Source organism: Tunturiibacter gelidiferens, assembly GCF_013410115.1.
GTDB classification, from domain to species: Bacteria; Acidobacteriota; Terriglobia; order Terriglobales; family Acidobacteriaceae; genus Edaphobacter; species Edaphobacter gelidiferens.
The window spans coordinates 1,784,541-1,809,729 of the sequence record NZ_JACCCV010000001.1; the positions used below are offsets into that span (position 1 = coordinate 1,784,541).

Sequence of the window (25,189 nt, forward strand, 5' to 3'; positions counted from 1 at the left end):
CGTGCTCCTGTGTCGGTCAGGGCTTGGCGCCTGCTCTAACAGGTAACAAGCCCGCTCTTCTTCTATCAAAAGTTTAATCGTTTTCCGAGGTTCCCTTCTTAAGAATTCTCTGAATAGTTGACACACTCGTACCTCGGTTGCGTGCCACCTTTTCCTTAGCTTTCGGCAGAGAATAACCATCTTTGAAATATCGCGCTACTTCTTCGCGGACTTTAGGCTCTTCCTCCAGTGGAATTTTTCGAGGGGGGCCACCCGGAGGGGGAGGCAATTGTTTTGCAAAGGGAACCAGAATTTGGCGAACCGAAGGCAGAAATAAATCCACTTCCCGGAGGACTTTTTCGAGATTTCTTGGGTCCGGATCTGGGAAGCTGGCCAGGAGATCCTCAGCCCTTTGCCAGGTATCCATGGCATCGAGAAAATTAGGAATCGATTCGGAAGTCAGAGTTTGTTCCTGACCAACCACCGGCAGCATTCTTTTAATAATCACCAGCAATAGATCGAAAAGCGTTCTGTTGCCATACTCACGGATAAAGCGAATTCCTTCTTCATAGCTGCAAGGCTCGCCGTCCATAGCGCTTGATACGGCCCTGAACAATCGTGAGGTAGCCTCCAGAATCTTCCTTTGGTTCTCTGCCGTCAATGAATTCTCCAGTGATCCAGTGCCATGTAAGGGTACCAAACCGCTCTGGGCCGCTAGTCCTTTGCGTCACAACCGGTGGCACCCCTTATGACTCAAGGAAGCCAGATGTGTTCGACCCCTTCTGCCGTACAGAAAGCACTCGTTATCCAATTGTTGTGACTCAGTAAACCATTCATACTCGCGATCGTTGACCAGTGTTGAGATCGAGAGGACAGTGAATTGGAAACGAAGAATCATAAGCGCAAGAAGCCTGAAAAAGCTGACGCACGAGAAGTATCAAAAAAGCAGAAAGCGAAGCTTGCGATGCGCAAAAAGCGATCCAAAGCGAAGCTTGCTGCTCCTCGCACAGAAGCCGAATACTCGGCGAAGCCCGAAAGATTCAAGGATACCTGGGACCGAGTTCTCGGCGTGGTCTCGAAGATGCGCCGCGAAAAGGTCTCACTCACCCAGGCTTCGCGCAATGCAGGCATCAGCCCACGCACCGTAACCAGGTGGGGTAAAGCAGCGCTGCAAAAACAAATGAATGGCAAATACGTGGCTAAGAAGTCCGACAATTTGCTCCGACTAGTCATGATTCCGACACCAGACGGACCGCGCGACATTGCAGTGAAGGGTTCCAAACAAGTGACGCTGCTTGCCGAATATTGGAACTCTCTCCACCGCTATTTGCAAACTGGCGACTCATCCTCGCTCAAGAAGTTTCAGGGCAAGCACATCAGAGATGCAAATGGCGTTGATATACCGTTGTCGGTTGATCTCAGCGCTTTGAACCGTTTGGGATCTGCTGGTGTTTTGTCGTTTGAATCCCTGTACGCGAGGACTACATGAAGAATATGCCACCACCACCGTCAGATCCCATAAAGGCCTACCAACGCAAGTCGTCTGCTGCACGCCGCGTTGGAAACAACAACCGCTGCACGTGTGGCGAGACACGAATTGAAGCACTTGCAGGAAACAAGGGTATCTGCGCCGCGTGCCAACGAAAGAAGATGGGACGTCCCATCACGGACAAGCATCACGTTGGGGGAAGAGCGAACAGCCCCGTCACTCTAGAGATGTGGATCAACGATCACTGGGCTGTGTTAAGCGTCGCTCAGCATGAATGGCCAAAAGAAACACTCGAAAACCCTATGGGCTGTCCGCTGCTGTCTGCGGCAGGATGCATTCGAGGATTCATCGACACGATCTGTCACCTCATTAAGAGGTTATTGAGTTGGATCGCCGAGATGCTGGAGTTATTGAGCACACTTTTGATCGAGCGACTAGGGCCAGACTGGTGGTCCGGTACGCCTATAGCTCAGTTTGCAAGGAAAGGGTAAGAACAAATGTCACGAATTACATCGCTTCCAATAGCAGTTCGCGTATATCCAGAGATAGCAAGCCCAGCAGCGGAGAATCCACGATCAGGCTCTCAACGTCCCAAGAAGTGGAGACGGCCTGATGCCATGCTGGTGTTCGATACAGAAACGCGGATTGATGCAACTCAGCGGCTCACGTTCGGGAGCTATCGGTTTTTGATCAAAGGAGAGTGCCATGAAGAAGGATTATTCTTCGCCAACGATCTGCCAGAGCAAGAGCGTAAGGTTCTTGAGCGTTACGCTGCGGAGCATCCAGCAGAAGCTAACAACACAAAATTAAAGCTCCTCACATTGCATCAATTTCTTTCGAAGTTTTATTCGGCAGTGTATAAGGGCCGCTGCCTACTGGTTGGCTTTAATCTCCCATTTGACTTGTCACGAATCTCTCGCGATGCGACCTCAGCGCGCGGAAGGTTCGCTGGTGGATTCTCCTTCAGTCTTTGGCCATATATTGACAAGTTAGGCAATCAACTCGAAAACCGGTTTAGGCCGAGAGTGGGTATAAAACACATTGATGGAAAACGAGCCCTTAAGGGATTTACGGGTCGTAACGGATGTGACCCATCAGACCTCATTCCTGATGGATCGCCAACCGGTGAGCCAGAGGAAGGATATAAATTCCGTGGGCATTTTCTTGATTTGCGAACGTTGGCCTTCGCGCTAACGGATCGGGGATATTCTCTGGCCGATGCGTGCAAAGCATTCGAAGTGGAACACGGAAAACAACATGCCGAACACAATGGCGGAATTACAAGCGAATACATTGATTACAACCGCCGAGATGTTTTGGCCACGGCGGAATTAGCGGAAAAGCTGCTTGCAGAATTTGATAAACATCCGATAGATCTGCAGCCAACAAAAGCATATTCACCAGCTTCGATTGGTAAAGCTCACCTGCAAGCAATGGGAATTAGGCCAATTCTTGAGCGACAGCCCGATTTTCCGAAGAAATATCTTGGATACGCTCAATCGGCATTTTTCGGTGGACGCACAAGCGCGCATATCAGAAAAGTTCCAATTCCGGTGGTTTACACGGATTTTCTTTCGATGTATCCAACCGTGAACATTAACATGGGTCTTTGGGAATTCGTAACTGCTCGGGAAATCACAATTGATGAACACTGCGAAAAAGAAATAACAGATTTCCTTAATTGCGTTTCGGCTGATCATTTATTTAATCCGGATACCTGGAAAAATCTCGCGGCGTTTGTCCAAATAATCCCCGACGGCGATATTCTGCCTTCCAGGAGCAAATACGCCACTGCAAGCAATGATTGGCAGGTCGGCGCAAATCACATTTACAGCGAAGTAGAGAACTCGACTGCGCTCTGGTTTGCATTACCTGATGTCGTTGCGTCCATGATTTTAACTGGTCGCGTTCCGAAGATCGTCGATGCCTTCCGGTTGAAGGCAAAAGGCAAATCTAAGGGACTAAAACCAATTAGTCTCCGTAAGGCGATCAAGGTTGACACTCGCAACCAAGATCTCTTCAAGGTCGTCATTGAGGAGCGCAAAAGATTAGATTTTGGTACAGACATGCCAAAGTCTGAAAAGAGTCGGCTGGACAAAGCACTCAAAGTGCTCGCGAATTCCACAAGCTACGGCATTTACGCGGAGATGAACCGCCAGGAATCGGATGAGAAGGTTGATGTTCTTTGTCATGGCATCGATCCTGATCCGTTTGCCTGCAAGGTCAAACATCCAGAGATTCCGGGCAAATATTGTTTCCCACCCCTTGCTGCTCTGATTACAAGCGGTGCACGACTCATGCTGTCGCTGCTGGAGCATTGCGTGTCCGAGAAAGGAGAAACGTATGCGATGGAAGATACCGACTCGATGGCAATCGTGGCAACAGAGCGCGGCGGACTCATTCCGTGTCCAGGCGGATCGCATCTAAAAGATGGCCAGCCCGCGATCAAAGCCCTCTCGTGGAAAGAGGTTGATAAAATTGCTAAGCGGTTTGAGGCTCTCAATCCCTATGATCGTCATGCTATACCTGGATCAGTTCTGAAAATCGAAGGAGATAATTTCGACCCGAAAACCAGAAAGCAGCGGCAACTTTACTGCTATGCAATCTCCGCCAAGCGGTATGCTCTGTTCCTCAAAGACAAACATGGCAATCCTGAACTGCTCAGAAAGGGTGTCAACAACGATGAGGATCGATGGTCTGAGCATGGCCTTGGGCATCTACTAAATCCAACCGATCCCGAAAGTGACGACCGGAAGTGGGTCGGACAGGTATGGCTCAATATGGTGCGCAACGCACTCGGTTTACCGGCGATGGCTGTCGGATTTGAAGATTTGCCTGCTGTTGGCCGACTTACTATAAGCAGCCCCGCTGTCATCCGGCCATTGGCGAAACTGAACGAGGGTATACCCTATTCGGAACAGGTCAAACCTTTCAATTTCCTATTATCCTTCCACGTAAAGCCGTTTGGTCATCCCAAAGGAGCGGACCCCGAACAGTTCCACCTCATCGCGTCGTACAACAATAAGCCTTCTCAGTGGCTCAAACTGGAACCGATTGATCAGTACACGGGGAACAGTTATAGGATTACGACCTCCGGGCACACAGGAAGCGCGCGAACGGCTCTGGTCAAAACTTACGAGGACGTTCTTCGTGAATATGAATTTCACCCTGAATCGAAATGCTCAGATGCAACGGGAAATCCCTGTGACAAGCAGACGGTCGGATTGCTTCAACGTCGACACGTTCGCGTCGATCAAATCAAATACATTGGCAAAGAATCTAATCATCTGGAAGATGTCGATGCGGGACTCGTTCATTCCCATGGAAGCGTCTATACGGAATATGTCGACCCGAGCCGTGATGAATGGCAAACGAAGATTTTGCCCGCGTTGAAACAAATGCCGCTGCCATTCTTGGTCAGTGAGAGCGGACTTTCTCGACGCGCATTGATGGACATCAGAGCTGGTCGATCCCGGCCTCATCTTAACAATCAAAGATGCCTTACCGACATAGCTCGTAATGCGACAAGCAGAACTGAAAATGGGTTATAAAGTCAACTTCCTGGTCGGTTGTTGCTCCAAGTCCGGATTGGTGGCCACAGCGTAGATTCTCTAGTCTGTCAGCACCTTACGGTGGTGCGATTCTCGGCTACCGAACGAAATTCTTCAGTGCAATGGTGTTGCTTGCCCCGATAATGATGTTAGGTGCATTTGAGGAGCTCCATTTGGGCGTCAGCTTTACGGTGGATACGCATGTTTTTCGAGAGCTAGGAGAACTGCTCGTCGCACGCGACTCAACTGCTCTTATTGAGTTGATAAAAAATTCGTACGATGCTGATGCCACGGAAGTGATCGTGTATGGTCACTCTCTGAGCAATAAAAAAGTCTCTTTCATTCAGATTTCGGACAACGGAACGGGGATGACCGAATCAGCGTTTTCTCAGGGTTTTCTGAGGATCGCATCGCGCTCTAAGGAACAAGGTGACCGCCGATCGCTCCGCTTCAAACGGCGCTTTACAGGGGCTAAAGGAATAGGAAGACTGGCAGCGCACAAACTGGCTGAAGTGCTCAAAGTGGAGTCCATTCCGGGTTCTGAAATTGGTTCCACAATTGGCGTAAAAGCCAAGATCGATTGGGCTTTGGTGGAACAGTACCTAACGTTGGAAGATCTGGCGTCCGAGGACAAGAGCCTTGCGGTGATTGTGGAGCCGAAGCCAAAAAGAGAAAAATCGAAAGAAGGTACAGAGATCCGGCTTGAGCGTCTTCGTCGCTCATGGAGCGATAGAGAGTTGCTTCGCTTCGTGTCAGAGGTACAAAGCTTTTCCCCTTCGGAATTCTTAATAAATCCGACCAAGGAGAGCATCAAGCCCTACAGTTTTCTTCTCCAATCGCCGAAAATCTCCGACGTAAAAAGGACGGCTCCTTTTGTCTCAAAATTACAAGGAGACTTTGCAACGGGAGAAAATTATTGGCCTACCTTCGCTGCAAGCGCCGACTGGTTCATCGAGATTGATGCCGCGAGCTTCCCGAACTCGATAGATTATCATCTAATTCCCACGGTTCAATTCCGCAAAGCCTATCCGACAGCGAAAATTCAGAAGCATTCAATTAGACGAGATAAGGGCAAAAGCGCTCCTAGTTTTCAAGCGCGGATCATAGTTAAGGAGGGACAGCAGGGCGGCGGTCCTCTCAAGGAATGGGCTGCAGCAAACTCCGGTATTCGCGTATTCATGGAGGGCTTTAGAGTCCTACCTTACGGCGAAAGATCGAACGACTGGCTTCAACTTGACCGCAGCTATGCGGAACGTGGACGGACATCGCCTTACCTCACGGAATTCGGCTTCGCGACTTCAGAGGAGCCTGACGATAGGGACGCGCTGCTTTCAATTCTCCCGAATCGCAGTTATTACGGCTGTATCTTTCTTACTCAAGAGGGAGCGCCCGAATTGGAAATGCTTGTCAATAGAGAGGGTTTTATTCCGAACGACAGTTTCGAGTCTCTCGTGAGTCTGATTCGGTTGGGGATCGACTTGAGCGTCCGCGCCCGTGCCGCCGCAAAAGCGCCTAAATCTGACCGGGCGATGCTCATCCCGCCGCCACTTCCAGAACTACCAGCAGAGATCATCGAACCCGAGACTCTCGAAGTTGCTGTGAAGTCCTTGTCCGGTGTCCGAGAGCTGATCGCGAAAGGACAGGTGGAACTTGCGAGGACCGCATTAGAAGCGAGTGAAACTCGTTTGCAGTCGATTTCAAAAAACATCGACACAGAGTCTGCCATGTTGCGAGTTCTAGCTTCGGTCGGATCTCAAATGTCCGCATTCGTGCATGAGATCAACGCGGCACTGGGGATGGCGCAGGGAGTCGAAAAATCGATCGAACGTCTCCTCGAGCAGGAGTTTTCCGCCGTCACCAGACGGGAACTCAACCGTGCTCTTAAATCGATTGCAGATTTACGCCGCCAACTGGAGCGACAGGCCTCCTATCTAATCGATGTAAACAGTCCAGACGCGCGCAGGCGTCGGGGAAGGGTCTCAATTTCTTCACGTTTCGATTCGGCAGAACGACTCCTCCAGCGAGTCGCAGAACAGAAGGGTGTAGAGATCGTTAGTAGCATTCCGGAAGGCCTTAAATCCCCTCCGATGTTTCCCGCAGAACTAACCAGTGTTTTTACCAACCTTCTGACGAATGCTATCAAAGCAGCTAATCGCGGCGGTAAGGTAAGTGCTTCCGGTCGCGCTATTGAGAGCGGGGGAGCATCGGTTCGTATCGAGAACACTGGCATCCGAGTTGATCTAAAAGATTCCGAAAGATGGTTTGCCCCATTTGAATCGACGACTACGAGCGTAGACAGCGTTCTAGGGCAGGGTATGGGACTGGGGTTGACGATTACGCGGAACATTCTCGAGCAGTATGATTGTTCCATCTCCTTCGTAAAGCCATCGCCACCCTATACCACTGCCGTTGAGATCCAATTTGCGAAGTGATTCTATGCCAAAAAATCCACTACCGACGATTCTCTTTGTAGATGACGTCATTGAACAAATTGACGGAATAGCCCGTCTTTGTGAATTGCAGGCTCACATACTGAAGCGCTCCTTCGACGATGTCGACGAGGCGGATCTCGATTCTGCAGACTTGATACTTGTGGATTTCAATCTAGAAGATTGGGAGAAGCGGGAACATGTCACTCAAGTGACATTAAAGCCAGGGGACGGTCTAGCAGTAGCTGAAACTTTACGTTCGTATTACAGGTCGAAAAAATCGGATAGACCCGTCGCGATCGCGGTCCTTAGCGCAGACCTTCAGAGTCTTACCGAACCATTCCCTCCGACGCGCCGCGAGCATATGGTAGCCAGCGTGGCTAAAATTGAATGGGCCTTTCAGAAGACCAGCTCATTTTCGGATACCTCACGGCAGTTGCTAAGTCTTGCAAATGGGGTGCGGCAGCTGCCTGCTATGTGGCCTCACGACTCAACTGCGCGGAAGGACCAGACCCTTCATGAATTGTTGGCTCTACCAGAATCAACAATCTGGGCTTCCGCAGCGGTTTTAGACCTAGCACGATGCCACCCTCCCGTTCAGGAACTCTCGACATGGAGTCACGGTCTAGCGTTTATACGATGGATGTTGCAGCGTATTCTGCCTTATCCGACCTTTCTCCTTGACGGGGCCCAAGTGGCAATCCGATTAGGTATAGAACCGGACAGCTTCCAGGCGGGGCAGAGGGATAATCCGGACTTTGGTGATTGGTTAGCTCCTACGGTCTTCAAAGGGCTACTCCACGATTTCCATGAGACAAGATTTTGGAAGGCCGGAGTAGATTTGCTGATTTGGGAGCTTACTCGAGAAAATCCTTTCGATAGATCAGCGCTGGCTGCGTCTTTAGTGTCCAAGCTACCTAATGCGCGCTTCATCAATGCGAAAAATCCAGTCGCAAGCGTCGGGAAGGACTATGAATTTGTAGGCGTGGCTGATGCTTCTGAGTGTCTTCGACTTCGTCCGGATGACTGGCCTCCCTACGCAGACTCCGCCTGGGCCAAGAAGACACTCGTCAGAGAGAGTGAAGCCTTGCAGATAGCGCTGGAAGACGACTCGGACCGTGAAGAGCTGGGGGCGGAAGTTAGTGAGTGAAATTGCTTTCAAGTTCTCCGACATGATTCGAGAAATCCAAACGTTCGAGGCCGTTGCGAGGGGGTTCCTCGATGAATCTGCGCCCGGTGTGTTAGCGAATTACTCGCGGCAGCTGCAATTCATAGAACGCGAGAAGCCGCAGGGCGTCTCCCACTGGATCATTTCAAAAGATCGGCCGCTGAAGACTGCCGTCAGCAGGGGACATTACGACCGTCACGGCCAATTGGATGTATTCGCGACGATTTCCACAAAATGGGAGATCAGATGTCCGGCGGAAAAATCAAAGAAGAAACTACCACAAAAGATTTTCCATCTTACAGGATTGGCATCAACTACAGTAAAGGTCTTCTCGAAACGCGACGACGATACTGAGGAACTGTTGACTGCTTGGCAATCTGATATAGGTGATGCAGATTCTCCCGGTTGCCATTTTCATATCCAAGTGCAACACGAAGATGAACAACCCCCTTATCCGAAAACATTTCCAGTACCCCGTTTCCCAAGTCTTCTAACATCGCCGTTAGCAGCCGCCGAATTCGTCATCTCAGAGCTCTTTCAATCTGAGTGGATCAAATCTGCGCGCCCAACCTCGTCAGATCATATTAAATGGTCAGCAATTCAACAAAATCGCATGAGGAATCTTCTTGAATGGCAAAGAGACATCGTGGCGGATTCCATATGGTCCCCTTGGACCTTTCTAAAGAGGGCAAAGCCTCATTCTGACATCTTTGGGCTAAATTGAAGTTTATGAACTCATGTCGCGTCTATACACCTGCGCCATTAGCCTCGGCCATGACACGCGCTCTTGGACATCAAAGGGGAGCCTTGTGGCTGGAGCCCAGCTTTGGACGCGGTGCGTTCGTCGATGAAATTTCAGCACTTGGAGTTGAAAGAGAGACAGTATTCGGTATCGATCTCGATCGACGAAAGTCCAAGAGCGATCAAAAGTGTATTCCAGTTCGAGGAGTCGATTTCTTGTCTTGGTCTTCAGAGGAGCCAGCTCGCTTCGACCGAATCATCGGCAATCCGCCTTTTATCGCAATCGAGAGACTGCGGGGAGCGCTTCGAACCAGAGCTTCAGAGATTGAATGGCGTTCACTGAAACCTCTAGGTTCAAACGGCAATCTTTGGGCCTCTTTTCTGATTGCAAGTCTCAAAGTTCTCAATGCGGGCGGTCATCTTAGTTTTGTACTGCCGGCTGCGTGGGGATATGCGGACTACGCCGCCGATCTTAGACACAAATTACCGTCCTTGTTCAAAGAGTTTGTTTGTCATAGAAGCAAGCAACCGCTTTTTGACTCTGTTCTAGACGGGAGCTACGTAATCCAGTGTTTTGGTTTCGGACTTAAAAACCGAATTAACAGCTTTCACACTTACGAACGAAAAGAGGATTTGGTCAGAGGTTTGAGGCCACCGGTTCGGCCTTCTGCTCCCGCAATTCGTACTAATATTCAAGCGCCGTCAAGAGAGGTCCGTAGAGCAGGTGACTTGCTCCAAGTTCGATTGGGAGCGGTAACCGGTGATGCCAAATATTTTCTCCTCTCGGAATCAAGACGTCAGGAACTACGGTTACCAGAAAGCTGCCTGATTCCCGTTGTTACGCGAGCTCGGCATTTGACGGCTCCTTCAATACGCACCAGCGTCTGGAGGCAAATTAGAGATTCAGGAGATCGCTCCTATCTATTCAATCCTCAGGCGGGAGACCTTTTGAATGAGGCCGTGAAAGCATACCTCCGTCTGCCTCATAAAAGAGGCGGATGTGACCGGACATCTGGTTGGGTCAGTAAACGCACGCCTTGGTATTCGGTAGGTCTTCCATCTGATTTCCATGGATTTATGAGCGGTGTAAGTACAGATGGACCCTGCATCGCCTTGAATGAAATGGACAGACTTGCAGCTACCAACACGCTTTATGTGATTCGTTTCAATAAAAACCTTAAGAGTCGAGATGCAAAAGCCGCATGTTCATTTTCTCTACTGACAACCTATAGTCGGGCTCAGCTTGCAGCGCGGACTCGAAATTACGCTGATGGGCTGAGAAAGCTCGAGCCATCGGACATTGCCGGTATAACGCTTCCGGTGAGAACTGAAGTGCATGGCGCTTTTGACGCCTATCGATCCGCTGCTCAATTATTTATTGACGGTGATACTAAGTTGGCGATCGAAATGGCCGATGAATGGTTTGCGAAACACTAGAAGAAATGCTGTAAGGCAGGAACGGTCAAATCCGCTTGACCGCTAACCGGACAAAGGCAAGACCCTTAGAGGGCAGTTTTAACGCCCTCTATCTCCTATCCCCTCCTCGGTTTGAGTGTGAGGTTGGTTGCTGATACACTCGGAGATGTTGTTTCGGCTGTCTCGGGCCTGCGAAAGTGGTGCGTGAGGCGAGTTTGGTGGGGGGCTGTAGCTCAGTTGGGAGAGCGCCTCGTTCGCAACGAGGAGGTCAGCGGTTCGATCCCGCTCAGCTCCACCATAGAAATAACTTCATAGATAATTTTTTTTGAGGCAAATGTCCTGCCGGACGGGGTCCGCTGCGCGCGGCGGTCACTTCGTGACTCGTCTACCTTGTCTCGGCACGATGAGTGCCTGGTCCTCCCGTTGGTCGGAGGTAGAGGTTGGGTGCGCCTCTAAGAGAGGCGGGTCTTCTCTTGGTGCAGGAGGCGGAAGGTTACGAAGATGGCTGGGATGAGGAAGATGAGCGAGCCCAGGACCCACATGATGACGGCTCCGGCGCGCTGGTCGGCGATGGGGTCGATGTGGAAGGGGTTTGGACGCTCGAGGTAGTAGGTGTAGACGGGGCGGTCGCAAAAGGCGAGGAAGGCGGAGAGCGCGGTATTGACGATGTCTGCTACGACCAGATACGGCAGCATGATCCAGCCTGGATAGCGCGAGGTCGTAGGCCAGGGGCGGATGAGCGGCCACCAGAAGAGGATCGATGTGGAGAGGAAACAGATGTGCTCGAACTCATGCCAGTGTTCGTGCTCGAGGGCGAAGTCGTAGCCGGCGGGGATGTGCCAGAGGAGGAAGGTGAGATTCATCGCGAGCCATGCTACGAGAGGTCGAGTGAGAAAGTGGCCGAGGGTGCGGAGCCACTTCATGCGCAGGAAGGGGGCGAGCAGATGGACAGTCACGTCGTGGGGAAGGCCGCGGAGGAGTGGGACCTGTGGGTAGCCAAGGAGAAGAAGCGGTGGGACGAAGGACATCAGGAGGAGGTGCTCGACCATGTGGGCGCTGAGGAGTGCGTCGGCGAAGCCGTCCATGGGTGAGGCGATGGAGACCCAGATGGTCGCGATGCCGAGGTTGAAGCAGACGAGGCGCCAGGTGGGGAAGAGTGCGGGCCTCGTCTTGCGGATGGCGTACCAGCCGCGTGTGTAAAGGACGACGCTGAGGAGCAGCGCCGTGGTGAGGAAGAGCGGAGGGGACCATTCGTCGAAGATCGCCCTGTATTCAGGAGGCATTTGAGTAGGTTATATGCGGGGTTGATTCGTGTTTGGCGATTGTTGCGGAACGGAGACTTCGGCTGGGATGGGAATGCATACCCCAGGGGCTAAAGCCCCACGTCAATCGCTGATGGAGAAACCCAAGGCTAAAGCCTTGGGGTACCTAGATGCAATGTGCCGGCGTAGCTGGATGCGACGCCACGACGTACTTGGATGAGAAGCCCTGGCGTGCTGGATGCGAAGTCGTGGCGTACTGGATCAAACCTCGACGTACCTGGATCAAAGCCACGACGGAATGGATGCAAGCTCTTTTCTCGTGCGGTCTAAGGGGCACTGGAGGGCGGTGTGTGTTCCGTGGTGAGGGCCAGGTGGCGTGAGGCGTCGATGGCGGGTTGCAGATCATTGCCGCGCAGGGTGGTGAGAAATTTGACGAGTGCGGTGGTCTCGGAGGGGTTAAGGGCGTTGCCGTAGGCGGGCATGTTGCCGCCGCCCTGCAGGACCTGGCGGATGATCTGGTCTTCGGTCATGTGGGAGGCTACGGCGTCGAGTGCGGGGCCGCGAAGACCGCCTTCGCCGCCGATCGAATGGCAGTTGCGGCATTGCTTGTTCTGGAGGACGAGCGCGCCTTCGCGTTCGAGTGGGGTGCGGTTGTGCAGGTAGGACACGGGGATGGGATCGCTGGTCCACGCGTTCATGATGGGACTCCACGGCGTGTAGGTGCCTAGGTGGGTGAAGACGCCGAGCGAGACTGCGAGGACAGATACGATCAAGACGGCTGCGGGTCGGCGGGACACATGCTTTTCGCCTTCTCCCGAGAGAAGCGGGAGAAGGATGAGAGCGGCGATGCCGACGACCGGCATGATGAAGAGGACGGGAGTTTCGAGGGCGGGCGGGAGGTAGGCGAGGACGGCGTAGAGCCAGAGGAAGAAGTAGTCGGGCTTGGGCGCGGTCTCAATGATGGTGGGGTCGGGCTGGCCGCTGGGACCGAAGGGGCCGAACCAGAGCGCGCAGGCGATGACGGCCAGCATGATGGCGGCGGCGAAGGCGGCGTCCTTCCATGCGGCGTCGGGGACGAAGGGGATACCGGTCTTCTTCTCGAGCTCGTGGTACTCGCGCTGGTAGGTGGATTTTTTGACGAGGCGACCGGGCATGGGCCAGTCGTTGATGCCGAGACGAAGGACCATCCAGACGTGCATGCCGACCAGCGCAAGCAGGATGCCGGGGATGACGAAGACGTGGAGGGCGAAGAAGCGGGAGAGGGTATTCCCCGCGATAATGGGGCCGCCGAGCATGAGTCCGACGAGTGGGCCGCCGATGAGCGGGACGCGGCTGAGGATGGAGGCGCCGATGCCGAGGCCCCAGTAGGCATCCTGATCGAAGCGCAGAACCTGTCCGGTGAAGGCCATGCCGAGGGTTAGCAGGAGGAGGAAGACGCCGATGATCCAGGTGAGTTCACGCGGGAACTTGTAGGCTCCGAAGAGGAAGACCTGCACCATGTGGATGAGGACGATGGCGACCATGAAGTCGGAGCCCCAGCCGTGCATGGCGCGAAGGAACCAGCCGAGCTTGACGTTGTGGTCGAGGAACTGGAGGCTGTTCCAGGCGTTGCTGGCGGTGGGGGCGTAGACGAGCGCGAGCAGGACGCCGGTCATGATCTGCAGGACGAGGATGACGGTGGCGGCGCTGCCGAAGACGTACCACCAACTGGCGGTGTTGGCGGGGACTTCGTGCTCGGCTGTTTCGATGAGAGGGGTGCCGAGTCCGAGCCGGGCTTCGAACCAGTTGTAGACCTCGAGGCTGCGTTGCTTTAGGTCTGGCATGAGCTGCACCTCGGCTGGGGTTGGTCGATGGTGTTGAGGCGAGCGGCGATCGGGGCTGCGGGGCTGCCTTTGATCTTTGTGTCGATCTGGGTTAAGGGACTAACGTTCTTTGCCTCGTTGGCGAGGGTTGGCATTCTTCCGGCGCTGATCATGAGGGTGCCGTTCGAAACTTTGTGTTGGTACTCGAAGAGGCCGCGTTCGGGTGGTCCGGAGGCGCGGGCGCCGTCGGCGTAGTAGGCACCGCCGTGGCAGGGGCAAAGGAAGAGTTTGGACTGGGCGAACCAGCGGACTGGGCAGCCGAGGTGGGCGCAGTTGATGGCGAAGACCTGGAAAGTGTCGCCGGAGACGCGGCGGACCCAGCAGGGGATGTCGCCTGTCTGGCCGTCCCATTTGTTGGTGATGGGGTTGCGGTAGTTGACGAGGCGCGTTTCGCCTTCGGGGAAGTCCGAGAGCGGGCCGAGGTTGATCCAGGAGTTGTCGGAGGAGGTTTTCTTGAGTGCGGGTCCGAGGAGGTAGCCGACGATGGGGATGGCAAGGACGAAGCCTACCAGCCCGTTGACCGCGAGAGCCAGCTTGAAGAGAAAGACGCGGCGGGAGTGGCCTGCGGCGATGCTCGGGTCTTTGACGGAGTCGGGGTGTGGCTCGGTCAAGGTTTGATCGGTTGGTGGGAGCTGTTCACTCGGTATCATTGCTTGCTGCTCCTGCGTTGCTTCGTTTTCAATTCTTCTGATCGTCCGAATCTAGAGTGAGTGCTTAGTGGGAGTGATAGGGCTGGCCGGGCTCGGCAACGCGTTTGGAGGCTAGCCAGGCGATGATGTCGGTGATTTGCTGGTCGTTGAGGGGCTGGGCGGAGTCAGAGCGCCAGTCGGGCATGCCCTCGTCGGGACGGCCTGCGATGACGATGCTGCGCAGGTCCTGATCGCTGATGAGGGCGAGATAGGATGGGTTGACGATGGAGCCAAGTTTGCCTGCGGTGGCTTTGGGATCGCTGGTTTTAGAATCGGCGGAGGTGCCTTCGCCGTCTGCGCCGTGGCATCGGGCACAGGCTGCGGAGTAGGCTTGCTGTCCGCGGTTGGCATCGCCCTGCAGCGTGGCGGCATAGGGTGGAAGGGTCGTGCCTGCGAGTTGATCGGAGGCGCTCCACTGCTGCATGGCGCCTTGCGCCAAGATGGTGACCTGTTGATCGGTGAGCGATCCGCCGGAGGCTTTGGCGAAGGCAGGCATCAGGCCGCCGGGGACGCCTTGGGCGATGGTCTGGTGTATGGTCTGCTCTCCGGCTACTGCGAGGTAGACGGGGTTTGCGAGCGATATCGCTGCGCCGTTCTTGCCCTTGTTCCCGTGGCAGGCCGCGCAGTTTTGTTTGTAGAGGGTTGCGAAGTCCAGGACCTCATCGGGGCGTACGACTTCAGGACCTGGTCCGGGGCGGCCGGGGATGCGACTGCAACCAGTGGTGGTGATGCAGACAGCCGACAGCATGAGGGTGCCGAACACTGCGAGTCTGTGAGGGGCGGATCTCATTGTTGTTTGCTCATTGTTTCTTTGCTCATTGTTCGTCGTCTTTCGTAAGAGGTACATCGCTGTGGATACCGGCGCGAACGGCGAAGGGTAGGGATCGAAACTGCGGAGTGCGCACCTTGACCTGAAGGTTAACGACGAAGCCGCAGACGAGGCCGAAGGCGATCTGTGAGATGACAAACCACAGCCAGTTGATGCGGGCGTTGAGGACAGGGCTGATGATTCCGAGCGCCGAATAGAGAAGGCCGGTCCAGAGTAAGGGAGCGACGAAGCCGGCGGTGAGGATCGGTTTCCTGGGGAACATCGGCAGCATGGCTCCGTAGAGTAGGCCGATCAGGACGGAGGTGAAGGCGTGGATGCCGGTGGCGGCTAGAAGCCCTTCGAGGTGAAACTGACAGAGAAAGGCGGTGGTGGCGCTCGCCCAGCTGACGAAGCCGCCCGCGGCGAGTAGATTCACGGCGTACCAGATGCTGTGATATTTGAGCAGGCCGAAGAGAGCTGCGGGAACGATCATCGCGATGCCGCCTACGATGCCGCCCTTGATGCCGGAGGTGATGCTGAAGGTTTCGACCGGCAATAGCTGGCGGTGGGTGGCGCCGACGGGAAGCTGCTCGCGTGTGGTGCGGGTGCTCGAGATCTCCATGACGCCGGTTTGTACGGGGACAGCGACGTGAAGTTCGTGCGGGAAGATATCGAAGAACCATCCGACCATGGAGCGGAGCGTGAGGATAAGACCTAACAGGCTGATGACCCAGTGCGTGACCATTCCGGCGATCATGAGCGAGAGACCGAGCGCGAGGACCATGGGCCAGGGTGTCGACGCCGGGAGGATGACGGTGTCGGATCGGTGCTCGTGTTGGTGGCCTTGGGTGGACTGTTCTTCCTGCATCGTGTTCCTCCTTCCCTGAAGCTATCTGCCTATAACGTAGACGACGAGAAATACGACGACCCAGACGGCGTCGACGAAGTGCCAGTAGAGCGAGAGGACTTCGAGCTTCTCGGAGTGCTCTTCCTTGACGCGGCCTGCTAGAGAGAACGCAAGGACGAGAGAGAGCATGATGAGGCCGACAACTACGTGGGTCGCGTGCAGGCCGACCAGCGAATAGTAGGTGGTGCCGAAGAGGTTGGTCTTGATGGTGAGACCTTCGTCGTGGATGAGGTGGTACCACTCGCGGGCTGTGGTGAGGAGAAAGATGCCTCCTAGCAGCACAGTGCCTGCCATGTTGAGCGTGAAGGCGCGGAGGTTCTCTTTGCGCAGAGCGCTGACAGCGAAGTGAACGGTGATGCTGCTGGAGAGCAGACAGATGGTGCCGAAGATGGGGAGTTCGAGCACCTGCGCGGGGGTTGGCCCGCTGAGGCTCTTGCCGATGTAGTAGATGTAGGCGACGACGAAGATGATGAAGATCGCAGACTCGGCGATGATGAGACACGCCATGCCGACGGTGCCGCGGTAAGGCAGCTTCCATGGGGTTTCGATCGGCCCATCGATTGGGATTCGGCTTGCAGTTGTAACGGTTGTAATCATTCGTAGTCCGAGTCTGGATCTTCAGGGTGTTTCAGATCCCATAGTGGCCTGCGGCTGTTGACGGTCGGCTCGATGGCAAAGTTATAGGACGGCGGCGGCGAAGGGACGGACCATTCGAGGGTCCAGGCGTCCCATGGATCGTGGCCAGCCTCTTTGCCTTTGAAGTAGGAGTGGATCATGTTGTAGACCAGGACGATGGTGCCTGCTGCCTGAAAGATAGCTCCGATGCCGACTATGAGATTCAGAGTGTCCCAGCCGCGGCCCGCTTCGTAGGTGTAGATACGTCGCGGCATGCCGAGGATGCCGGGGACGTGCATGAAGTCGAAGGTGAGATGGAAGCCGATGAGGAAGAGCCAGAAGTGCCACTTGCCAAGCGTCTCGCTCATCATCCTGCCGGTGACTTTGGGGTACCAGAAGTAGAAGGCGCCGAAGAGCGAGAAGACGATTGCTCCGACGAGTACGTAATGGAAGTGAGCGACGACAAAGTAGGAGGCGCTGAGCTGCCAGTTGAACGGAGCGGCGGCGAGCATGATGCCGGTAAGGCCCGCGATGAGGAACTGAAAGAGAAAACCGATCATGAACATCATGGGGATAGCAAAGATGATCTTGCCGCCCCATATGGTCGCGAGCCAGTTGAAGATCTTGATTCCGGTCGGAACCGAGATGACCATGGTGGCGAAGACGAAGAAGGTGTTGCCCGCAGGGCCGAGGCCAGCGGTGAACATGTGGTGCGCCCAGACGCTGAGGCTGATGAAGCCGATGGAGACTGAGGCCGCCACCATCGCGGGGTAGCCGAACATGGCCTTGCGGGAGAAGACGGGGATGATCTCGTTGGCGAAGGCGAAGGCGGGGAGCACGAGGACGTAGACCTCGGGGTGGCCGAAGATCCAGAAGAAGTGCATCCACAGGATGGCGGAGCCGCCGGCCTGCGTGTCGAAGAAGTGAGCGCCGAGGTAGCGGTCGAGCGTGAGCATGATCTGCGCTGCGGTGAGCGGACTGACGGCAACGAAGACGATGCCGGACATGACGAGGTAGAGCCACGGGAGCAGCGGCATGCGGCTCATCTTCATGCCTTTGCAACGCATGCAGAGGATGGTGGTGACGATGTTGAGTGCAGTGCCGATGCTTCCTACACCACTGAGAAAGACGGCGAGCGTCCAGTAGTCGGTGCTGTGACCGGGCGAGAAGACCTTTGAGGTGAGAGGGGCGTAAGCGAACCATCCGACGTCGGGCGCAGAGCCTGCGGCGTAGAGGCCGCTGCCGCCGATGTAACTGAAGTAGAGCAGGAGGCCGGCGAAGGCGGAGATCCAGAAGCTGAAGGCGTTCAGCCGCGGGAAGGCCATGTCGCGCGCGCCAATCATGAGGGGGACAAGATAGTTCCCCATGCCGAAGAGGATGGGCATTCCCATGAAGAAGACCATGGTGGTGCCGTGCATGGTGAAGAGCTGGTTGAAGACCTGAGGCGAGACAAAGTGGTTGTTGGGAATTGCGAGCTGAATTCGCATCAGGATCGCTTCGAAGCCAGCGATGACGAGAAAGATCAGGGCGTACACGATGTACATCAGCCCGATTTTTTTATGATCGACTGTCGTTAGCCACTCGTAGATGACGTTGAGCGGTGGTCGACTCTGAGTCTCCAGTGTCTCGTCGACTGCTTCCAATACAGGAGTTGTGGTCATGCTTCGCTTCTTTCCGGTAAAGGGTTAGTGAAGCTGAGAGAGATAAGCGGTGATGACGTCGAGATCGTGATCGTTCAAATGCATCGCCGGCATTAAGGAACCGGGCTTCATGGAGTTCGGGTCATCGACCCACCGCCTCAGATTTGCCGGCGTGTTTTGAATCGGCCCGGAGGCGATGGTGTCGCGGCTAGCGAGGTGGGTCAGGTCGGGGCCGAAGCGGCCGGTGGCGACGGTTCCTTTGATGGCGTGGCAGTTGATGCAGGCGTTTTTCATGAAGACGGCCTGACCGTCGGTTGCGGCGGCGTTGCCGGGGAAGTCCTTCTGTGCGGGCCTATTTTGCTGGTCGAGCCAGGCGGCAAAGTCTTGCGGGGTCTGCGCGTAGACGCGGAGGAGCATCTTTGCGTGTTGGGTTCCGCAGTATTGGGCGCACTGGCCGAGATAGAGGCCCGTCGCTTCAGGGTCGATCCACATTGTGTTGACGCGGTTTGGAATCAGGTCCATCTTGCCGGCGAGACGAGGTATCCAGAAGCTGTGGGAGACGTCGGCCGAGGACATCGTCAGATAGGTCGGGGTTGGCGATGCTGGGTCGCTGATGGGAACGTGGAGCTCGTTGGCTGTAACGACGCCGGACTTGGGATAGCGGTACTCCCACCAGAACTGGTGGCCGATGATCGTTACGTCGAGTGCACTCGCGGGCTTGGGAATCGCCTCGGTTCCGAGGATGACGCGCGTGGTCGTGAGGAAGAGCGTTACGACGATCAGGATCGGGATGACGGTCCAGGAGAGTTCGATCTGGTTGCTGCCGTAGATCTGGGCGGGCTCGCGATTGGAGTCTGTGGGGCGGTGCCGGAAGCGGATGAGGGCATAGAGCAAGAGTCCGGCGACGATGAGAAATATGACCAGCGTGATGGAAAGAACTAACATCGACAGGCCGAAGGCAGAGCGCGCCGGCGTGCCGGCAGGATCGAAGATGTTGGTGGGAGATTGGGCGTAGGCTGTGCCGGTAAGCAAAGACACGCCGCACACCGCTCTCCGTAAGATCCATGCAGGCATGGTCTTGGTTTTAGGGATATCTGCCGGCGAGGGTTTGGCGAAAGGAGACAAGGCGGTATGACCTCGATACGCAACAGGTTGAAGGAGCATCACTAAAGCCAAGGGTCTGAGTAGGATGTTAAACCAATCCAGCCATTGTTGATTGACGTTGCGAAACATTTTGTTTCGTTTATGACATTCACCGCGTTAGATGGGGATGACGTTCAAATGGCGGCAGGTTTGTCAGGAGAAATTTTTGGGGTGTAACGCTGGTGGTTGCGAGGAGCTTTACAGCGGCTAACTCAAGCCAGGTGGAGAGAACGCTGCTGCCACAGCCATGCCACCTTCTTGTGGTGGTTCTATTCGAACAGGGGAGATTGCAGACCTTCAGCGTCTCGAAAGTTACTCAGGCCGACGCCCACCAAACGAAAACGTTGAGCTGGTTCGAGATTTATACGCTCTCGGAGGAAGAGAGCGATTGCTGTGAGTTCCTCGCAGGATTCCGGAGGAATAGGCGGAGTGTGGCTGCGCGTGAGGATGTTAAACTCGCTGGTCTTCAGTTTCAAAACCACAGTGCGAGCCACTCGGCCATCCTGGCGGGAAGCGGTCCAGACTTTTTCTGCGAGCCGTCGGATCAAGTCCTCGGTTTCGGACAGCCGGATGTCGCGTTCGAAGGTGTCTTCGGCAGAGATGGATTTTGTTGGTCTATCTGGGATGACCTTACTGTGATCGATCCCACGGGCGAGCTCGTAGAGCCGTATTCCGTAGCGTCCGAAGTGTGCTTCCAGTTGGCTCGGCTCCAGAGCCCGCAGGTCGGCGATGGTCATAATGCCGATCTGCTTCAGCCGGGTTTCGGTGACCTTTCCGACGCCTGGAATACGTGCGACGGGAAGTGGAGGGAGGAAGGTCTGAACCTCTTCGGGTTGAATGACGAAGAGACCGTTTGGTTTGCGCCAGTCGGAGGCGATCTTGGCGAGGAACTTATTCTGCGCCACGCCTGCGGATGCGGTCAGGTGCAACTCGTCGTGAATCTGTTGCCGGATGGTGATGGCTACTCGCGTTGCAGTGGGGAGGCCTGTCTTGTTTTCGGTGACGTCGAGATAGGCTTCGTCGAGTGAGAGAGGCTCGATCAAATCGGTGTGTCGCTGGAAGATCTCTCGCACTGCGCGGGAGACGGCGCGGTAGCGAATGAAGTCGGGAGGAACGAAGATCGCGTCCGGGCATAGTCGTTCGGCGCGGGTGGCGGGCATTGCAGAATGAACCCCGAAGCGTCGCGCCTCGTAGGAGGCGGCACACACAACCGACCGGTTGCCGCGCCATGCTACGACGACGGGTCTTCCGCGCAGCCCCGGATCATCACGCTGCTCGACCGAGGCATAGAACGCGTCCATATCTACGTGAACGATCTTGCGAATCATGATTCAGGTCCATGATAGGCCTCGGAGTTTGAGATGGAGATATGCAGCCTCTATGCCAGGTGCATTTCTGTTTGAGGGAAGCTCCGTGAAGCGGGGAGGCGTTCGAGTCTTACCTGAATCTTTTTGCGTATAATGGGATTCGATGCGGGAGTAGTTCAGTGGCAGAACGTCAGCTTCCCAAGCTGAATGTCGCCGGTTCGATCCCGGTCTCCCGCTCCAGATTTGCGAAGCATAGAAAAAGGCGCTCAAGCTGATGCTTGAACGCCTTTTTCTATTTTTGCGATGAGTTGAAGTTTAGCGGCTGGCGGTGTTCTTCTGAGCCAGCTTGGAGTGATCTTCGAGGGTCTGGGCTTCGGGCAGGAAGGTAACTGCCTTGGCGATCTGCGGATCCCATTCGGCGCGGACCTTGAGCCCTTCGAGTTGACCGAACTGCGAGGTGAAGAGCTCGCTCTTGATGCTCTCCTTAACCCAGTCGCTGACTCCTGCGATGTCGGAGTCGGTGTAGTCGATTTGATTGTCCTTGAGGAAGGCCTTGAACTGCTGAAAGACTGCGTCGTCGACCGCGAAGTCTTTGGTGACGGTGTGGCTGGCGAGGTAGTGCTTGCTGAAGTTGAAGAAGGCGTAGTGGATGAGGAGATTGTCCTGGAAGTGGTTCAACTTCTGGTTGTCGATCTTCTCATCGGGGGTGATGCCGCCGCCGCCGTAAACGGTACGTCCGGAGTCGGTGAGTTTGACCTCCAGGTTGTTCTTGTTCTTCGCTTTGTCGGAGTCGTCGCGCACGTAGTAGTAGTCATAGAGCGAGACATGGTCGTAGTTGCGCTGGATGAGACGGCCCGACGGCGTGTAGTAGTGATAGGTGGTGAGGGCGAGGCCAGTGTTCTCGGTGATCTGGAAGACAGTCTGCACGAGGCCCTTGCCGAAGGTGGTTTCACCGACGATCAGGGCGCGGTCGTGATCCTGGAGGGCGCCGGAGACGATCTCAGCGGCTGAGGCGGTGTTGCGGTTGACCAAGACGACGATGGGGAACTTGGGACCCTCTTCGCCACGGGTGGCGCGATAGACCTGATCAGGGAAGGCGCGGCCGCGTTGGGAGACTACGATCTGTCCCTTTTGCAGGAATTTGTCGGACATATTAACGGCTTCGTTGAGCAGGCCGCCGGGGTTGCCGCGGAGGTCGAGAACGAGGCCATGGATGTCGCCGAACTTGTCGAGTGCGTCGCCGACCTCGTGGCTGGTGGTTTCGATAAAGCTGGAGACGTGGATATAGCCGACGCCGGGGCTCAGCAAGAAGGCGAGATCGACTGAGGGGCGCGGGATTTCATCGCGGACGAGATCGAAGACCAGGGGACGGGCGGCGCCCTCGCGGATCATGGTGACTGAGACGTGGGTGCCGCGTGCACCTTTGAGAAGAGTGGCGACTGCGGCGGAGTCCATGCCTTCGGTGGATTTGCCGTCGACGGTGAGGATCTCGTCACCAGGGCGGATGCCGGCTTTATACGAGGGAGTTCCTTCGAAGGGGTAGAGGACGACGATCTTGGTCTTGCCGCTGGCAGTTGGCTGAGGCTGGATGGTCATGCCAACGCCGTAGTACTTGCCGTGCTGGTCCTCCCGCATCTGGGCGAAGGCCTTGGGGTCGTAAAAATTCGAGTGAGGATCGAGGACGTGGAGCATGCCTGGGATCGCACCGTCGTAGATGGCCTTGTCGGTCTTGTCGGTGTTGAGGGGCTCGGCGTAGTTCTGCTCGACCAGGGAATACACGTTGGTGAAGGAGTGAAGCGAGTCGCGCAGGGTGGACTCATCGCTGGCGGACTGGGCGGCTACCTTCTGGTTGATGAAGGAGCCGATGACGGCGCAGGTGGCCAGAAAGACGGTAGCAGAGAAGAGTGCGCGGCGAGTACGGGGAGCCATGGGCTTGGGTTACCTCAAAGGGTGGAGACGGCGCTTAAGGATGCGCTGGGACAGACGTCCTATCTTGGACGGAGTATAGCATCCTGGGGTGAGCCGGGGCTGCGCTCGAAAGAGGGATTCGCTTGTTCGGGGCATGGCAGTTAGAATTGGGTACGGATACCGTCCAATCCTGGGTTGAGTCTAAAAAACCGGGGGGACGTGTTGGGCGATAAGGGTTCGGACCCGGTATATGGCTGGGATTTTGATGTTGGGATGTTGATAAAGATACGAGTGACGATGACCTTGAGAATTTCGCAGTTTGCGGTGGTGTGCGGGCTAGGTTTGCTGACACTGCCGGGAGTGGTGCAAGCACAAGCGCCGCGGTACCAGAGCCCTTTGAGCGTTCCGAACGCGCCGCAACCTGTGCTGACGCTGCCAGTTACCCAGCCGATTACGCCGAATGGAACCGTGGTGGAGGATGTGGTCGTGCATGTGAACGACCAGATCATCAGCCGGAGCGACGTGGAGCGGGCAGAACAGCAGCTTGCCGAAGAGACCCGGCAGACCGGAGTGAGTGCTGCTGACGTAAACGAGAGGCAGAAGAACCTGCTGCGCGACATGATCGATAAGCAGCTGCTGCTCTCGCGTGGCAAGGAACTGGGAATCAACGCGGACGCCGATGTGATTCGGCGTTTGGACGAGATTCGCAAGCAAAACCACTTGGACACGATGGAGGACCTGGAGAAGGCGGCGCGGCAGCAGGGCGTCTCGTTCGAGGACTTCAAGGCGGGGATTCGCGATAGCGTGATTACCCAGCAGGTGGTGCGGGATGAGGTAGGCCGCCGTCTGCAGATTACGCAGGGTCAGGAACAGGCTTACTACGACGCGCACAAGCAGGAGTTTACTCAGCCGGAGCAGATCAAGCTGAGCGAGATCTTGATTCCTACAGCTGCCGATGCCGATGATGCTGCGGTCGCGCAGGCGAAGGCGAAGGCGGAGTCGATTGAGGCAAAGCTGAAGGCGGGCAGTAAGTTCGAGGATTTGGCTGAGGCGTTTTCGGGTGGGCCCACGGCGGATAAGGGTGGGGATCTGGGACTTTACAAGCGCGGAGCGCTGGCGAAGGTGCTCGAGGACCAGACGTTCGATCTGAAGGCGGGGGAGTGGACGGCACCGATTCGGACGCGGCAGGGATTTGTGATTTTGAAGGTCACCGACCATGTATCTCCCGGTGTGCCACCGCTGAAGGAGGTAGAGCCGCAGATTCAAGAGGCGATGTACTCGGAGCAGATGCAACCTGCGTTGCGCGCGTACCTGACGAAGCTGAGGGAAGAGGCTTATATCGACATTCGCGCTGGGTATGTGGATTCGGGCGCAAGCGCGAAGCAGACCAAGCCGGTGTTTACCGCGTACGCTCCGCCAGTCGCGAAGAAGAAGACGGTTCAGCAGAAGAAGAGATTTGACCGAGGTACGAAGTTCTCCACTGCCGCGAAGACGACGGCGGCGCCTGTGGCTACGCCGGCTGTCGCGGTGACGTCTCCGACGACGACTACCACAACGAAGAACGGCAAGGCTGCTAAACCGGCGAAGGTGAAGCGGGAGAAGGTCCGGTTTGGGCAGGCTCCGCGCAACTCTTTGCCGGCGGGGCCTGAGGAGACGGCTTCGGGAAGCGATGTAGGTGCTGGCGCGGCGTCGGCTTCTGCTGCCCCTTCGCAGGCCGCTGCTCCCGGGACGGCGATTGCACCTCTGGAAACGGGTGCGCAGGAGTCGAGCTCCGATGTGGGACCGAATCCCCTAGTAGCGACTGCGCCTGTAGTTGGTAAGACCCGCATGAGTGACCGCGCGAAGGTTGATGCGGCGGCGAAGAAGACGGCAAAGGTGAAGAAGGTGAAGGAGAAGGCGGCAGCTGCGCCTGCCCCTGCGAGTGCCGAAGAGAAGGCGACCCAGCAGACCCAGGCTGCACCGCTGGGACTGAACGGAGATACAGCCAAGAAGAAGAAAAAGAAGAAGGTGAAGGGCGCGAAGAAGGAGCGGCTTCAGGATAAGCCTCCTGCACCGAAGGCTGCCGCGCCAGAGGAGACGCCGTCGAAGGCTCCTGACCGCGGTACTCCACTCGAAGGAGTTCACGGGACGGGTACTCCTGCGCCGAAGCCGAGTGATAAGACGACGCTGCCTCCGGCGACTGCGCCTCCGGCTAGTAATCCTCCAGATGGGGGGCAGCCTCCAGCTACGCCGGGGTCACCGATACCGACTCCTCCACCACAGTAAATAGACGGTT

At 55.7% G+C, this 25,189-nt stretch carries 17 protein-coding genes, 2 tRNA genes and 1 pseudogene; 9 read left to right on the forward strand and 11 right to left on the reverse strand.

Annotated features, from left to right (window positions below):
* Positions 1-73: 73 nt before the first annotated feature.
* Positions 74-640 (reverse strand): hypothetical protein, encoded by a 567-nt coding sequence (locus tag HDF12_RS07570; protein ID WP_179581924.1) that lies wholly within the window; start codon positions 638-640, stop codon positions 74-76.
* 219 nt (positions 641-859) lie between these two features.
* Here HDF12_RS07570 and HDF12_RS07575 point away from each other — a divergent pair, with 219 nt between their 5' ends.
* The 7 genes from HDF12_RS07575 to HDF12_RS07605 all read left to right on the forward strand — a co-directional run bounded on the left by HDF12_RS07575 (position 860) and on the right by HDF12_RS07605 (position 11,071).
* Positions 860-1,468 carry a hypothetical protein gene (locus HDF12_RS07575; RefSeq protein WP_179581925.1) on the forward strand — a complete coding sequence of 203 codons (609 nt, stop codon included), beginning with the start codon at positions 860-862 and terminating at the stop codon, positions 1,466-1,468.
* 617 nt (positions 1,469-2,085) lie between these two features.
* A complete protein-coding gene (locus HDF12_RS07580) occupies positions 2,086-5,019 on the forward strand; it encodes a DNA polymerase type-B family protein (RefSeq protein ID WP_179581926.1) in 2,934 nt (977 codons plus the stop codon).
* Positions 5,020-5,192: 173 nt separating this feature from the next.
* Positions 5,193-7,451, forward strand: coding sequence for a sensor histidine kinase (locus HDF12_RS07585; RefSeq protein WP_179581927.1), 2,259 nt, complete (start codon positions 5,193-5,195; stop codon positions 7,449-7,451).
* Between the two features lie 4 nt (positions 7,452-7,455).
* Complete coding sequence (locus tag HDF12_RS07590) at positions 7,456-8,598, forward strand: response regulator (protein ID WP_179581928.1); 1,143 nt, start codon at positions 7,456-7,458, stop codon at positions 8,596-8,598.
* Complete coding sequence (locus tag HDF12_RS07595) at positions 8,591-9,340, forward strand: hypothetical protein (protein ID WP_179581929.1); 750 nt, start codon at positions 8,591-8,593, stop codon at positions 9,338-9,340. Before HDF12_RS07590 ends, HDF12_RS07595 begins: the two co-directional genes overlap by 8 nt.
* Before the next feature lie 50 nt (positions 9,341-9,390).
* Entirely contained in the window at positions 9,391-10,794 is a 1,404-nt protein-coding gene (locus HDF12_RS07600) for an Eco57I restriction-modification methylase domain-containing protein (RefSeq protein WP_179581930.1), read from the forward strand.
* Positions 10,795-10,995: 201 nt separating this feature from the next.
* Positions 10,996-11,071 (forward strand) — tRNA-Ala (locus HDF12_RS07605).
* A gap of 154 nt (positions 11,072-11,225) precedes the next feature.
* On the opposite strand, the gene HDF12_RS07610 is transcribed toward HDF12_RS07605, so the two are convergent.
* The 9 genes and pseudogenes from HDF12_RS07610 to dinB form a co-directional block, all read right to left on the reverse strand.
* Positions 11,226-12,056 (reverse strand): cytochrome c oxidase assembly protein, encoded by an 831-nt coding sequence (locus HDF12_RS07610; RefSeq protein ID WP_179581931.1) that lies wholly within the window; start codon positions 12,054-12,056, stop codon positions 11,226-11,228.
* 305 nt (positions 12,057-12,361) lie between these two features.
* A complete protein-coding gene (locus tag HDF12_RS07615; RefSeq protein ID WP_179581932.1) occupies positions 12,362-13,858 on the reverse strand; it encodes a cytochrome b N-terminal domain-containing protein in 1,497 nt (498 codons plus the stop codon).
* Entirely contained in the window at positions 13,846-14,547 is a 702-nt protein-coding gene (locus HDF12_RS07620) for a QcrA and Rieske domain-containing protein (protein WP_179581933.1), read from the reverse strand. The genes HDF12_RS07615 and HDF12_RS07620 overlap by 13 nt, the downstream gene beginning before the upstream one ends.
* Before the next feature lie 64 nt (positions 14,548-14,611).
* Positions 14,612-15,376, reverse strand: coding sequence for a c-type cytochrome (locus tag HDF12_RS07625; RefSeq protein ID WP_179581934.1), 765 nt, complete (start codon positions 15,374-15,376; stop codon positions 14,612-14,614).
* A 25-nt stretch (positions 15,377-15,401) separates the two neighbouring features.
* Positions 15,402-16,265 (reverse strand): annotated as a pseudogene (locus HDF12_RS07630) (hypothetical protein); the annotation flags it as partial.
* 18 nt (positions 16,266-16,283) lie between these two features.
* Positions 16,284-16,898 (reverse strand): cytochrome c oxidase subunit 3, encoded by a 615-nt coding sequence (locus HDF12_RS07635; RefSeq protein WP_179581936.1) that lies wholly within the window; start codon positions 16,896-16,898, stop codon positions 16,284-16,286.
* Entirely contained in the window at positions 16,895-18,577 is a 1,683-nt protein-coding gene (gene ctaD / locus HDF12_RS07640; protein ID WP_179581937.1) for a cytochrome c oxidase subunit I, read from the reverse strand. Before ctaD ends, HDF12_RS07635 begins: the two co-directional genes overlap by 4 nt.
* Before the next feature lie 24 nt (positions 18,578-18,601).
* Positions 18,602-19,594: a cytochrome c oxidase subunit II gene (gene coxB / locus HDF12_RS07645; protein ID WP_373563862.1), complete on the reverse strand. Its 993-nt coding sequence runs from the start codon at positions 19,592-19,594 to the stop codon at positions 18,602-18,604.
* Between the two features lie 374 nt (positions 19,595-19,968).
* Complete coding sequence (gene dinB, locus HDF12_RS07650; RefSeq protein ID WP_179581939.1) at positions 19,969-21,027, reverse strand: DNA polymerase IV; 1,059 nt, start codon at positions 21,025-21,027, stop codon at positions 19,969-19,971.
* A 144-nt stretch (positions 21,028-21,171) separates the two neighbouring features.
* Here dinB and HDF12_RS07655 point away from each other — a divergent pair.
* A tRNA-Gly gene (locus tag HDF12_RS07655) sits at positions 21,172-21,246 on the forward strand.
* Between the two features lie 75 nt (positions 21,247-21,321).
* On the opposite strand, the gene HDF12_RS07660 is transcribed toward HDF12_RS07655, so the two are convergent.
* The gene (locus HDF12_RS07660; protein WP_179581940.1) at positions 21,322-22,935 is read right to left on the reverse strand and encodes a S41 family peptidase; all 1,614 of its coding nucleotides are present in this window, start codon (positions 22,933-22,935) and stop codon (positions 21,322-21,324) included.
* A 276-nt stretch (positions 22,936-23,211) separates the two neighbouring features.
* On the opposite strand from HDF12_RS07660, the gene HDF12_RS07665 reads away from it, so the two are divergent.
* Positions 23,212-25,179 carry a peptidylprolyl isomerase gene (locus HDF12_RS07665; protein ID WP_257025413.1) on the forward strand — a complete coding sequence of 656 codons (1,968 nt, stop codon included), beginning with the start codon at positions 23,212-23,214 and terminating at the stop codon, positions 25,177-25,179.
* Positions 25,180-25,189: the final 10 nt, after the last annotated feature.

Excerpts from the sequence above, each read along its gene's own strand:
- HDF12_RS07580 (WP_179581926.1), top strand. The coding sequence starts at position 2,086 with ATGCTGGTGTTCGATACAGAAACGCGGATTGATGCAACTCAGCGGCTC.
- HDF12_RS07590 (WP_179581928.1), top strand. The coding sequence starts at position 7,456 with ATGCCAAAAAATCCACTACCGACGATTCTCTTTGTAGATGACGTCATT.
- HDF12_RS07600 (WP_179581930.1), top strand. The coding sequence starts at position 9,391 with ATGACACGCGCTCTTGGACATCAAAGGGGAGCCTTGTGGCTGGAGCCC.
- HDF12_RS07610 (WP_179581931.1), bottom strand. The coding sequence starts at position 12,056 with ATGCCTCCTGAATACAGGGCGATCTTCGACGAATGGTCCCCTCCGCTC.
- HDF12_RS07615 (WP_179581932.1), bottom strand. The coding sequence starts at position 13,858 with ATGCCAGACCTAAAGCAACGCAGCCTCGAGGTCTACAACTGGTTCGAA.
- HDF12_RS07620 (WP_179581933.1), bottom strand. The coding sequence starts at position 14,547 with ATGATACCGAGTGAACAGCTCCCACCAACCGATCAAACCTTGACCGAG.
- HDF12_RS07625 (WP_179581934.1), bottom strand. The coding sequence starts at position 15,376 with ATGAGATCCGCCCCTCACAGACTCGCAGTGTTCGGCACCCTCATGCTG.
- HDF12_RS07635 (WP_179581936.1), bottom strand. The coding sequence starts at position 16,898 with ATGATTACAACCGTTACAACTGCAAGCCGAATCCCAATCGATGGGCCG.
- ctaD (WP_179581937.1), bottom strand. The coding sequence starts at position 18,577 with ATGACCACAACTCCTGTATTGGAAGCAGTCGACGAGACACTGGAGACT.
- dinB (WP_179581939.1), bottom strand. The coding sequence starts at position 21,027 with ATGATTCGCAAGATCGTTCACGTAGATATGGACGCGTTCTATGCCTCG.
- HDF12_RS07660 (WP_179581940.1), bottom strand. The coding sequence starts at position 22,935 with ATGGCTCCCCGTACTCGCCGCGCACTCTTCTCTGCTACCGTCTTTCTG.
- HDF12_RS07665 (WP_257025413.1), top strand. The coding sequence starts at position 23,212 with ATGACCTTGAGAATTTCGCAGTTTGCGGTGGTGTGCGGGCTAGGTTTG.